The sequence below is a fragment of the Colwellia ponticola genome (genome assembly GCF_005885605.1).
Classification (GTDB): domain Bacteria; phylum Pseudomonadota; class Gammaproteobacteria; order Enterobacterales; family Alteromonadaceae; genus Colwellia; species Colwellia ponticola.
This window is the reverse complement of record NZ_SZVP01000013.1, coordinates 39,470-52,808: the sequence shown is the minus strand read 5'-3', so window position 1 is coordinate 52,808 and position 13,339 is coordinate 39,470. Positions and strand designations below refer to the sequence as shown.

6 protein-coding genes are annotated in these 13,339 nt (G+C 38.7%); all 6 read right to left on the bottom strand.

Annotation, left to right across the window (positions count from 1 at the left end; all coding sequences use genetic code 11):
• Positions 1–6: 6 nt before the first annotated feature.
• The 6 genes from FCS21_RS12535 to FCS21_RS12510 all read right to left on the bottom strand — a co-directional run bounded on the left by FCS21_RS12535 (position 7) and on the right by FCS21_RS12510 (position 13,201).
• Positions 7–4,911, bottom strand: a complete 4,905-nt coding sequence (locus FCS21_RS12535) for an NAD-glutamate dehydrogenase (RefSeq protein WP_138623891.1) — start codon at positions 4,909–4,911, stop codon at positions 7–9.
• 586 nt (positions 4,912–5,497) lie between these two features.
• Positions 5,498–7,813 (bottom strand): efflux RND transporter permease subunit, encoded by a 2,316-nt coding sequence (locus FCS21_RS12530; RefSeq protein ID WP_138623890.1) that lies wholly within the window; start codon positions 7,811–7,813, stop codon positions 5,498–5,500.
• 159 nt (positions 7,814–7,972) lie between these two features.
• Positions 7,973–9,007: a YCF48-related protein gene (locus FCS21_RS12525; RefSeq protein ID WP_138623889.1), complete on the bottom strand. Its 1,035-nt coding sequence runs from the start codon at positions 9,005–9,007 to the stop codon at positions 7,973–7,975.
• A gap of 132 nt (positions 9,008–9,139) precedes the next feature.
• Positions 9,140–10,501 (bottom strand): DUF1329 domain-containing protein, encoded by a 1,362-nt coding sequence (locus FCS21_RS12520; RefSeq protein ID WP_138623887.1) that lies wholly within the window; start codon positions 10,499–10,501, stop codon positions 9,140–9,142.
• Positions 10,502–10,528: 27 nt separating this feature from the next.
• Positions 10,529–12,610 (bottom strand): DUF1302 domain-containing protein, encoded by a 2,082-nt coding sequence (locus tag FCS21_RS12515; RefSeq protein WP_138623885.1) that lies wholly within the window; start codon positions 12,608–12,610, stop codon positions 10,529–10,531.
• A 375-nt stretch (positions 12,611–12,985) separates the two neighbouring features.
• Positions 12,986–13,201, bottom strand: a complete 216-nt coding sequence (locus FCS21_RS12510; RefSeq protein ID WP_118056321.1) for a DUF2835 domain-containing protein — start codon at positions 13,199–13,201, stop codon at positions 12,986–12,988.
• Positions 13,202–13,339 lie beyond the last annotated feature (138 nt).

Here is a 13,339-nt window from a genome sequence, read left to right as displayed (position 1 = left end):
CTTAAATTAACTTACTGTTGCGTTATTATTACCCTTTTTTTTGCTTTTCTTAGGTGTAACAGATTGGCAATTTAGGCTCAATAACATTAACTCACGTAAGGCAACTGAGAACTTAGCAAAGTCATGGGTTTGCCCGATTTTAAAATCAGCTAAAATGTGTTTCCAGCGCTCAAGTGGTTGCTCATTAGTGTTAATCCACTCACTAATCAACTGATCTAATTCTGTAAATTGAGCATCACATTGACAACGTAACACCACCGATGTTAGTGAACGTTGTTGCCAATCAAGCTCTTCTCTAAATGAGGCACGCGCCAGCGCTTGCCAATGATTAGCTACGGGTTGACGAGTAATTTGGTCAAGGAACCAATGTAACTCAAGACGAGCACCTAGTTTAAAGTACAAACTAGCCGCTTGCTCAACAGTACAACTATTTTCATGTGCGATTTCAGCAATATCCATCGTTGAAAATAACGTACTTAATTGGGCAACTCGTGTCGCAATAGCAGTAGGCACATTCGCGTCGATTAGATCACTGGCAATGCGTGTTAACGCATTAATTTCATCACTAACAACAAAGTCTGCTAATTTTTCTGACAAAATAGTAAAGGTAGGTTGATACAACGCAATAGACTCAGCTAAAGGCAGTGATTTATTACGGTGACGTAAGAACCAACGAGTTACTCGACGCACTGTTCTGCGATACTGGAATAACATTTCTGTTTGAATAGCGGTTGAGATTTGATTATCTAACGCGACGATTTCATTCCAAAAAGTCCCTAGCTCAAACACCGCGCTAGCAATGGTATAACAGTTAGCTATTTCAGCAACACTAGCGCCTGTTTCTTCTTGCATACGGTTAACAAAATTAAAGCCCATGTCGTTACCAATTTTATTGGCAAGTTTAGTCGCAATAATTTCGGCACGTAGCGGATGCTGCTGCATTTCTGTTTGATATTTTTCACGTAACTGTGCAGGGAACGCCTCAAAAAGTAAACGGTTATGGTATGGGTTATCGGTAATTTCAGCATGGACTAAATCATCTTTTAGTACCATTTTACTATAAGCAAGCAGTACAGCTAACTCTGGACGAGTTAATCCTCGACCTTGTGATAACCTCTCAGCGATTTCTTCATCATCAGGGATAAACTCTAAACTTCGGTTTAATTTACCTGAACGCTCTAATTCTTGAATAAAGCGCACTTGCTCTTTTAATTGATTAACGCCACGCATTGCCGTAATAGATAACGAGTGAGTTTGGCGGTAACAATCTTCAATAACAATATCACCGACTTCCTTGGTCATATCATAAAGCAGTTTATTACGTTGCTTAACCGTTAAATCACCATTTTTCACTAAGGTGTTGAGTAATATTTTAATATTCACTTCGTTATCTGAGCAGTCAACACCACCGGCGTTATCGACGGCGTCGGTATTAATACGGCCGCGATTAGTCGCATATTCAATACGCCCTAATTGGGTAAAACCTAAGTTACCCCCTTCGCCGACAACCTTAGCTTGTAAATCAACGCCATTAATACGTAACGTATCGTTCGCTCTATCACCGACTTCAAGATCAGTTTCTTTGCTGCCTTTAACATAGGTACCAATACCACCATTCCACAGTAAATCAACTTTCATTGATAATAGTGCTTGTATTAAATCGCTAGGTGCCATGCTTTGCTTTTGGGTACCAATCATTTTTTTAATTTCTGGCGTTAATTTAATGGCTTTATCATGACGACTAAATACCCCTCCGCCGTCAGAGATAAGGGCTTTATTGTAATCGTCCCATGAGCAACCTGGTAAATTAAATAAACGTTTGCGCTCTGTATGAGAGCTTGCTGCTTCAGGATTTGGATCTATAAAAATATGCATATGGTTAAAGGCTGCTTGTAACCGAGTATGCTTTGATAACAACATACCATTACCAAATACATCACCAGCCATATCACCAATAGCAACACAGGTAAAATCGGTCGTTTGACAATCAATATCCATTTCTCTGAAATGACGTTTAACCGACTCCCATGCGCCTTTTGCGGTAATCCCCATCGCTTTATGATCATAACCAACACTACCGCCTGAGGCGAAAGCATCACCTAACCAAAAGTTATATTCATCAGAAATAGCATTAGCAACATCAGAGAATGTTGCCGTCCCTTTGTCGGCAGCAACAACTAAATAAGCATCATCTTCATCTAAACGTACTACGTCTTTAGGCGGCACTATCTCACCGGCCACAATATTGTCGGTGATATCTAATAACGCGCGAATAAAGGTGCGGTAACACGCTTTTCCTGCTTCAAATATTTCTTGGCGAGAGCCTTCAGGTAGTTGTTTACACACAAAACCACCTTTAGCGCCAACAGGGACAATCACACTATTTTTTACTTGCTGGGCTTTCACTAAGCCAAGCACTTCAGTGCGAAAATCTTCACTTCTGTCAGACCAACGTAAGCCACCACGAGCCACTTTACCGCCACGTAAATGTACCCCTTCAATTTGCGGCGAATAAACAAAAATCTCAAATTTAGGCACTGGTTGTGGCATTTCACTAATTAATTCTGGCAATATTTTAAATGAAATATAGGGTTTATCACCCGTAACAGGGTCTGCCTGAAAGTAGTTAGTACGAATAGTGGCATTAATCATTTCAACAAAACGGCGAATGATACGGTCATCATCTAAGTTAGCCACGTTATCAAGTGAACTTTCAATATCTGCTAATAACTTAGTCGTGGCTTTTTCTTTTGCTGTTGCACTTGATTTACTCTTTGGATCAAAGCGTAACGTAAATAAGTTGATCAGTGATTCAGCAATTTCTGGGTAGCGCGAGAAAGTATTTTCAATATAGCTTTGACTAAAGCGACCAGCAATTTGACGTTCATATTTAGCAAAGGCACGTAATACTGACACCGCACGTCCTTCAATACCGGCACCTAAAATTAAGCGGTTAAAGCCATCGTCTTCTAGATTGCCATGCCAAACTTTTGCAAACGCGTCTTGAAACAGGGTGTTAACTTTATAAATATCAAACTTACCTTCACCCGTTAGATACATTGAAAAATCGAGTATCCAACTAGTCTCCTCTTCTGTCGTTTTAATTTCATAAGGTCTTTCGCCAATAACACGTAAACCAAAGTTTTCAAGCATAGGCAGTACATCACTTAAGTGAATGGGATCACCTTTGTGAAATAACTTTAATTTTACAAAGCGACTATCTGACTTTTCTTCCAGTGGTTGATAAAAAAGCATCTCTAAACTGTTATCTGCGCTAATATTTTCAAGCTTTTCTATATCAACAATGGCTGAGCCTGGTAACACCTCATCTTTATAAGCTTGCGGAAATTTAACATATTTACGACTTAATGCTTTTGCTTCTGCTTCACCGTAATGCACCCCTAAAGCGCTCACTAATTTATCGTCCCAATTACGTGCCGCTTCATTTAGATTTTTTTCAATTTCTTTCACGTTAAAGTCTACTTTTGTTGAATTTACTTGCACAATGTAATGAGTTCTTGCATGAACCGATTCCGAGAAAAAGGTAGTAAAATCAACCTCTTCATTACTCTTAAATACTGTTTGTAATAACTTTTGCGTTTCTATGCGTAATTGTGTGTTGTAGCGCTCTCTTGGTACATAAACCATACAAGAATAGAAACGATCAAAAGCATCACGACGCACAAATAAACCAGTATAGTCACGTTCTTGCATTTGTAAGATGCCTGTTACGCTATGCAATAGCTCTTCAACAGTCGACTGTAAAACTTCATCTCTGGGATACGTTTCTAAAATATTAATCAGCGTTTTATAATTATGGGTACCCTTGGCAAAAAGAGAAGCGTCACAAACTGCTTTTACTTTAACGTTTATAAAAGGTAAGTCTAAAACGCTACTGGTATAAAAAGCCGAGCCAAACAGGCCAATAAAACGTGCTTCACCAATGACATTACCTTGCTCATCAAAACGTTTAATACCAATATAATCTAATTGCGCTGGGCGATGTACTCGAGAGTGTGAATTAGTTTTGGTTAACACCAGATGATTTTTACCCAAGGCTATTTTACGACCTGACTCACTTAAGCTTGAGACTAAAAGTGGCGCTGAGCCTTGTGAATTTTTCATTAAACCAAGACTAGATTCAATGTCCGCATCAAGTGAAATATCACCTTTTACCGCATTGAGATTATATGAGCGATATCCCATTAAGGTGAAGTTATTAGCAGCAACCCAGCTTAAAAAGCGTAAGGTATCTTCTTTTTCTTTTTTACTGCCGGGGTAGCTGGTTTGTTTCACATCTTCAATGACTGCATTTAAACACGCTAACATAGGCTGCCAATCACTGACGGTTAAATGAATATCTTCAACTACAGATAATAGAGTGCTTTTAATCACGTCTAGCTCGTCTTGGGTTGCTTGACGGTCTATTTCAATTAAAAAAACCGTTTCTTCTGACGTTGCTTTAATTTTATTATCAACAATGGGAGCTAGTTTAGTCACCTCGTGCTTTTTATCACGGATAATTTTAAGAGGGGCATTTAACATTAAATGCGGTGATAAACCTAAACGGTTTAAGGCAATACGGATAGAGTCTACTAGAAATGGCATATCCTGAATAATCACTTCAATAATGGTATGACTAGATTTCCAGCCATTTTTACTTACTGAAGGATTAAAAACATGAATGATAGGCGCATCATCTTTATGTTCATTAAGTGAGCTCCACAAACTAAGTACCGCACCATACATATCGCTTTCATTACGATGGTCAAGATCTAGCGTTGACATACTGCCATAAAGGATATGAGCAAACTGCTCGACTAAAGGCGCTGTTTTACTGTCAACTTTCTGCTGAATAATATGCGCGACATTACTGAGTATAACCGAAGGAGAACCATTTACTGATGCCATAGATGTTACCTTTTCCTTTTAAAAAGAAAGTTTGAAATAACTGATTTTTTGTTTTTTATAAAGCCTGTATTTTACATATTGAGTAAGAGTAACCTTTATCATTATATATAGCCATTACTCATCAAATACTTGGTTGACAGTGTATTTACACTGTAACTATCTTTATTATGAGGCTAACTTTCGACATTATATATTGTTACTAAAGGGGTTATTTTCTTGAGTAGTGACCAACATATAAACCAAAAACCTAGCCTACACTAGTTTATGTATTGAATCTTATGAATAAAGCTAGGCTTTTGCGAGCGATATTTTTTTTTATAATCAGTTAATTTTAAACACTATATCAGTTATTGAACGGTTTATTTTACAGTAGATTATCTTTATGCAGTTATGATAAATAGATAGTTAATAAACCGCATTTTTATTGTTTATTTATGCAGTGGCTGTAAATATTTTTTATTTTATTTCACCGTCTTTTTCATTCTCTTTACGCAAAAAAAAAGCACTTAATTATACAACGAGGTTGTTAATTAAGTGCTTTATTCAGATTGTTCTTTTTTTTACTAAGTTAACACCCGATATTGCCCTATCTCTTATTGCTTTTACTTGGCCATAAAAAAGCGGATAGCGCAGGTAAAATAATAATGGCCGCCAACATATTAACCAGGAACATAAAGGTCAATAAAATACCCATATCGACTTGGAATTTTAAGTCTGAGAAAAACCAAGTCGATACACCAATCGCTAACGTTAAGCCAGTAATTAGCACCGCACTACCTCGTTCTTTTAAGGCCGCAAGGTAAGCATCATGAACATCCATCCCCTCTTTGAGTTTAGTGCTCATGGTTGATAAGATATAAATACCGTAATCAACACCAATACCAACACCTAATGCTATAACAGGTAAGGTTGATACTGTTAAACCAATATCCAGTGCCGTCATTAACCACTGGGCAAGGGTTGATACTACATACAAAGGTACCACGACAACTAAGGTTGCTCTAATACTTCTAAAGCTTACTAAACATAGTGCAATCACCGCGCCATAAACATAAAGCATCATAGGTAACTGCGCTGCTGCTACCGCTTCATTGGTTGCAGCCATCACCCCAACAGGACCTGATGCCAACTTAAATTGTACCTGCTCACTACCCAAGTCTTGCGCTTTAGTTTTAACCGCATCAACAACGGTATCAATGGTATTAGCTTTATGATCTTCTAAGAATAGAATAACCGGCATAACACTACAGTCATTATTAAGCAGACCACTAGAAGATGGCACACGCGCAATAGATTGCACTAAGGTTTGTTGATTACGCGGGATCACTCGCCATTTAGGGTTACCCTCGTTGTAGCCAGCATTTACCAGTTTAGAGATAGACGATAAACTTACCGCTGATTGCACGCCTGGTATATTTTCCATTTCCCACTGAAAGCGATCTATCGTGGCCATGGTGTCGTAATAGGTACACGCATTAGGCGTTGTTTCTATAATGACTGACATATAATCAACACTGATGGCATATCTGTCGGTAATTAAGAAGGTATCTTGGTTATAACGTGATGATTCATGTAAAGCAGGTGCGCCGGCATGTAACTCACCTATTTTTAACGCCTGACCTTTATAAAAACCCACTACAAATAAAATAACGGTAAAAAAGAGTATAACTTTGGCAGGACCTTTACTGGCAAAACTTGCCATCACGGTCCAAACCGCACTTTGTTCACTTAACTGCCCCACTTTTGCACTGACTTTTATTTTGGTAAATGACAATAAAATAGGCAGTAAAATAAGGTTGGTTAGAATAATCATCGCCACACCAATAGATGCCGTGATAGCTAACTCTTTAATAATACCAATATCAATAGACAGTAGTGTTAAAAAGCCAACCGTGTCAGACACTAGTGCCACGCCACCAGGAATTAATAAGGCGCGAAAACTCGCTTGTGCCGCTGAGGCAGGTGTTAGCCCTGTCGCCACTTTTTTAACTACCGAGTTAATCATTTGTACGCCATGACTGACGCCAATAGCAAACACTAAAAAGGGAATCAAAATAGACATAGGATCAAGGCCAAAACCTAGGCTTGACAGCATGCCCATTTGCCAAACCACGGCAACTAATGAACAAAAGATAGGGAGAATAGTTAAACGGATTGAGTGACTAAAGATATAAACCATGACCGCCGTAATAGCGATAGCCAATGCAAAGAACAACACCACGCCTTTAGCGCCTTGTGCAACATCACCGACCATTTTAGCAAAACCAATGATATGGACACTGATGTTGTCACGTTCAAACTCTTGACGAATATCGTTTTCTAGTTGTGCTGCTATTTCAAGGGTATCTAATTTTTCACCCGTATCAGGGTTTATATCTAATAAAGCCGCTTTTACCATGGCACAGCTATAATCGTCAGAAACAATACTTCCAACAATGCCAGCTTTTTCTATATTACCTTTAACAACGCCAAGGCCTTTGGCTGTTGGTTGAAAATCGGCAGGAATAACCGGACCACCGGCAAAACCGTCTTCAACCACTTCAACAAATCGCGTACTCGGAGAAAATAACGATTTAACTTGAATTCTATCAACCCCTGGAATAAAGAAAAGCTTGTCGTGTACGCCTTTTAACGCGTTAAAAAATTCTGGATTAAAAATATCTCCATTAGCATCACAAACCGAAATAAGAATGTTATTAGCACCACCAAAGTTTGCCCTATGCTTTAGATAGGTTTTCATATAACTATGATTTAATGGTATATTTTTAGTAAATGATGCATCAAGTCTAATTTGAGTTGCTTGAAACAAAAAGAAAGCGCTGGTGATAACAAACAACATTAACACCAGAAATTTATGGCGAAATAAGCCTATTTCAACACGATTAGCCAGAGAAATTTTCATAGTAATACTTTCCGAACTTTATTATATTTTTTTTAATGTCATTCCAATCATCATTACTTCATTGTGGTAACTACCAGAGAAAAATTACCTGGGAAATAATGTATTAAGGCTCAACGGTTATATACTTATTGGGGATGTCTCTTATGACTTAATTGACAATCAACCTTTCGATAAATTGATTACTTTAACACCGACATCAGACACCGCGATTAAACGTCCTTTAAACCACACGCCTGCGATTAAGGTTTTACCATCGTGCTGAATTTTTGTAGTAAAGCTTTTACCCTCATCAGTGCTAACAAGTAATACGCCGTTATTACCTAAAATAAAGATACGACCATTATCTTTGCCAACAACAATATCATTTAATAATGCCGTTGTGTCTGTGCTAATTTCATGCCACTGAGTTTGCTCTTGAGCACGACGAAAAACATGACCACGCAGTCCGGCAACTAAAAAATCACCTTTGCCTGTGCTCGCTAATGAAAAGAAAGAGCCTTGATAAAAGCCGTTAACTTTTTGCCAGGTAAAACCAAAGTCTTTACTTTGTGCTAATAAGCCCGTTTCACCGATAAGAAAAAGATTATCGCCATGTGAAACTAGACCGTTAAAGTGCGGTAAAATAAAGGCAATTTCATCAAGATAAGCTTGCTCATCTTCTATTTTTAAGTCATTGATATAATCGACGTCATCGGCGAGTAAAAATTCTTGGTGAAATTCACTTTCCCAGCTGCTACCACCGTCGTTAGTACGAAAAACTTGTCCATAAGCACCAACGGCAATACCTTGTTGTGCATCCTTAAAATAAATATCTAACAGGGGTTTTTGCAATGACGGTAAATATTGCTGTATTTGCCAATTAAGCCCACCGTCTTGACTATGTAATATGGTGGCATCGTGACCCACAGCCCAACCTAGTTGCTCATTTAAAAAAAACACTCTGGTTAAGGTCGCCTGTACAGGCACATTGGCTTGTTGCCAATTTTCACCATCACTTGATAGTAATATATGCCCATATTGCCCCACCGCTACCAGTTTTTCTTCCCCTAGAGGTGAAATATCTAATAACAAAGATTTACTGGCTAGGACTGACTGCGTTGCCGGCGTGGTGGCCGAAGTAGCTGCTTTGCTCTGAGCATGAACCGACGGCAAAGAAATAAAGCAAACTACTGCGAAAACAATTAATAAACGCATAACACTACTCTTTTAATTTTCTGATAATAAAATAAATAAAGAACTGAACTAAAATGCTACAGATCAAACAGTAAAGATGACACAGTATTAAAAAAAACGGCTAACATTTGTCAGCCGTTTCTTTGTTACTGATTATCTACGACCTTCGCGCCTTAATGCCGCCGGCGTGAAATCCCCTTCATCAAGTTTTTGGGTAAAGTCATACATTTTCGCTTCGTTATCTAAGCCCATGGCAATGTAACGACGTGATTGCAGATCATGGAATACGTCAAGTGTCGACCACAGTGTTGGTACGTCATAATAGTTGATCACATGAGCAACACCGACACGGTACAATTCATCACGGTTATCATAAATATCGGTTACCGCAACTTGCCAGCTATCTTCGTCAATATAGAAAACACGCTTTTTATAGATGTGACGAGTACTTTCTTTAAGGTTCGCTTCAACCACCCAAACGCGATGTTTTTCATAACGTACTAAGTCAGGATTAATATGACCCGCATGTAAAATATCTTCATACTTTACTTTATTACTGTGCAGTCGATAATCATTGTAAGGGATCAGTAACTCTTGTTTACCTTTTAATGTCCAGTTGTAGCGATTTGGTGCGCCATTGTACATATCAAAGTCATCAGTGGTTCTTAAACCATCTGACGCTGTACCTGGTGCATCATAAGCAACATTTGGCGCACGGCGAACGCGGCGTTGACCCGTATTATAGGTCCATGCTTGTCGAGGAGTTTTAATTTGATCCATGGTTTCATGTACTAATAACGCAGTACCGGCTAAACGTGCAGGCTCTGTTACCTTTTGTTTAAATTTAAACAAAATATTAGTTTGCTCTAGCTCTTCAGGTGAAGCACCTTCAACGCCGTAAGGTAACAGTAATGTTTCATCTAAACCAACAAAGGTAAAACTGCCCGATGATGTCGGCGATGCTTGACCGGCTTGTCGAGTAACACTTTCACCACGATAACGCAGCGTATGATTCCAAATAACCTCTAAACCGTTTGCCGGTACCGGAAAAGGAATACCGACTGCTGCTTGTTTAATGCCATTACCTTCTTGAACAAGCTCAGCGCGGGTAGCATTATCTTTCACGGCCTGATAAACATGCTCAGGGTATGAAGCGCTTCGACGTGTTTGATAAATATTCATCTTGTAAGTATCAGGATAGGTTTCAAATAACTTAATTTGACCTGGAGTTAACAAGTTTTTGTAATCGCTAAGATTACTTGCAGTAATAGTAAATTGAATTTTATCATCAGGATAAGGGTCAACATGATGCTCACCTACCGTGTAACCAGCAGGTGCCTTAGTAATACCACCCGTCCACTTAGGAATTGAGCCATCTTTATTGCCAGCACGTGTTGCGCCAACCGGTGTTAGTTCTGATGATAATTTTGCCGTTTGCTCAGCAGATATTTTTGCTACAGCGCCCGTTGATAAGACCATAGAGATGGCCAATGATAATAATGTGACTTTATTCATGTTATTTCTCATGAGTTATGCCTTAAATTAGATTGAATATTTGATACTGAAAGAAACATAGTCACGATCTTCCATTTGATTCGTTGTGCCAACACCATCGAAGAAACTGTTATAGGTAACATCTGCTGACCAACTGCTTTGATAGTCAAAGGTTAAGCCTAACGACACTGACTTTCTATCTTCGACAAACATAAACAATGGATCGGGCGTAATACCGGTAACATCATGTGCAAACACTAAACGTGGTGACATGTTAATGCCAGCAACAACGTTGGTATAGTCAAGTTTTGCAATAGCGCGATAGCCCCAAGCAAACTCTGTTGGGAACGGGTTGGTTTCAACGCCGCCTTGTAAGGCTTGGTTCAGACCTGGTGCAGAAGCAATGCCACCACTACGTGCAGTACCTGGTCCATTTAAACGCAAGGTATCTTGATCTGGCATATCATTAATATTAATACCGCCCACTTCCACTAAACCAACAAACTGACTGGCGCCAAACATTGGCCCAAACAAGTGTGTTAACGTCACTTGTGCTTGTATGGTGTCAGATAGGATATAACCATTGGCCGTTTCACCTGCACCATAAGCTGAACCGTCAGCTTTAACCATTTGCGAAACACCGTCTAAAGCAGCGTAAGCCGGGTTGCCTGAATTATAAAGTTGTTGTGGCACCGCCGCAAATAACAACTCAACATCATCAATTTGTAATGGTTCATCTTGGCGATAACTAATTTCACCCGCCACTGCCGTGTTACCGACTGTGGTGTTAAAGCTCATCGCATACATTTTAATGTCTTCTACATAATCAAGCTCAACACGAGAAAAGGTAGTTAACTCGGTATAGTTACCTTCATTAATTTCATTAGCCGCTAAATAGCCAATATCGCCACCAATAGACGTCGCACTAAAGTCAGCAGTAACCCCTGAGAAAATAGGTCGGCGACTATGATAGTTGACATGGTATAAACTAATTTCAGTGTCATTAAATTCAGGTAAAAACCACGATAAACGTAAGCCATATTGGCCACCGTTTTCAGGTTCATTTTCAGCTTTAGTGCCTGGCGCTCGTAAAGTGACACTACCTGCATAAGCAGCGTACATTTTACCTGCTTGCTCAGGCGTTATATTACCCGTTTTAACCGCAGTACCTATATCGTTTAGGCTCTCCATCAGATCATCTAAATTCATATCTGGGCTGCCACCAAAACCTAACTGCACGCTATTATATTGGCCGCCGTCGCCAGCAAAGTCGTTATTTGAAAAATAACTTCCTGGTGGCGGTAAAATCGTTTTTTCCCAGCTGTACTGATAAAACATTTCAACGTTAAAGTTATCAGTAACACCTAAAGACGCCCACAACGCACCAAACGGAATAAAGGCTTCTTTAACTTCTGCGCCAGGTGCACGTAAACGGGCAACATCAACCGGGTTAATTTCACTAATGCCGTGTGAAATTAAGGTACTTTCACCCCAACTAATGACTTGTTCACCAACACGTACTGAAAAAGGCATACCGGAGATTTCAAAGTCGCCATAAACATAAGCATCAAGTAAACGAATATCCTTACATACTTGCTCTCTGGCTTCACCATCACGACAAGGGTCGAAAACATCACCGGTAAGTACGTTAGACGCGGCTCTATCATCATCCATCATAGCGAAGTCGTAAAAATACATACCACGCATGAATATACCGACATTTTGATAGTGAACGTCTAACTCATGCACACCTTTAAATATTTTAGAGAAGCTTTCGCCGGCATTATAATTTAAGTTACCGTTATCACCGTTAGTAGAGTAACCGCCTTCGCCTTGTGCCCATATATCTTCTTTGGTTGGCGAAGGTGAGAATATTGAGTAATTACTAAAATCATAACCATTATTGGTATTGTTAGATTTACCGACATTATCATTCCAGTTTCTATCTTCGGTACGCCAGCTTGAACCAACACTGAAGGTAGAATCAAAACTGATCTCTACATCACCCAACTCAAATCTTGCTGCTTGAGCATTATTAACCACAGAAGTTAATAATGTCATTGAAAGCGCAGCAGCAATACCAATAGCTAAAGGTTTTTTGGCAAAGCCATGTTGAGGCTTGTTTTTCATCTATTCTCTCCCCTGTTCAGAACATAACGCTAAATAAAATATCACGTTAAGTTCATCAGCATGAATGTAATCAAAAGTTAGTTTTTGTTATATTATTTATCTAACATCAGCAATAATTACATCATTTGACTTAGGTAGCAAGCGTTAAAGATGTGAGTTAAAGCGCTATTTTTTAATGACTTGCATTCAAGTAGTCGTGTATTTTAATGTTTCGTTTAAAACTACTGTTTGAAAATCAAAAAATATAGAATAGTGTTTGTTTTATAAGTTCATGAAATAACGCTTATTTGTTTAGCTTACGATAAGAAATCGTTAAGCCAAATGGTCAGACCACCGTTTCAAGTCTTTACTCTATTTAAAATAAATATAATAAAATTATTTAATTTTGGTTAACGATAAAAATTTATTTTGCTGAGTTTGCAAACAAAAGGTACCTTGAATACCGCTTGCTGTTAGGTACTTTCGTAAGTGCATCGCCGGAAACTGCACTTTAATACCTTGAGTTGTGGTGACAACAACGTTTTGAACTTTTCCTTGATAATAAGGAAAAAACTCTGTCGTGGTAATATGAATAGAAAAGTAATATTTCATCGTTTTATAGTTTTATAGTTTTATAGTTTTATAGTTTTATAGTTTTATAGTTTTATAGGGCTGTCGTTAAATTTGTTACTAAAGATAGGAGTGTTCTGTTATAGGGTCAGGCGTTTTGTTAAGTCGTCAACAAAACAC

What these genes read in the sequence shown, in the direction of transcription:
- FCS21_RS12535 (WP_138623891.1), bottom strand. Translation starts at nt 4,911, where the DNA reads ATGGCATCAGTAAATGGTTCTCCTTCGGTTATACTCAGTAATGTCGCG.
- FCS21_RS12530 (WP_138623890.1), bottom strand. Translation starts at nt 7,813, where the DNA reads ATGAAAATTTCTCTGGCTAATCGTGTTGAAATAGGCTTATTTCGCCAT.
- FCS21_RS12525 (WP_138623889.1), bottom strand. Translation starts at nt 9,007, where the DNA reads ATGCGTTTATTAATTGTTTTCGCAGTAGTTTGCTTTATTTCTTTGCCG.
- FCS21_RS12520 (WP_138623887.1), bottom strand. Translation starts at nt 10,501, where the DNA reads ATGAATAAAGTCACATTATTATCATTGGCCATCTCTATGGTCTTATCA.
- FCS21_RS12515 (WP_138623885.1), bottom strand. Translation starts at nt 12,610, where the DNA reads ATGAAAAACAAGCCTCAACATGGCTTTGCCAAAAAACCTTTAGCTATT.
- FCS21_RS12510 (WP_118056321.1), bottom strand. Translation starts at nt 13,201, where the DNA reads ATGAAATATTACTTTTCTATTCATATTACCACGACAGAGTTTTTTCCT.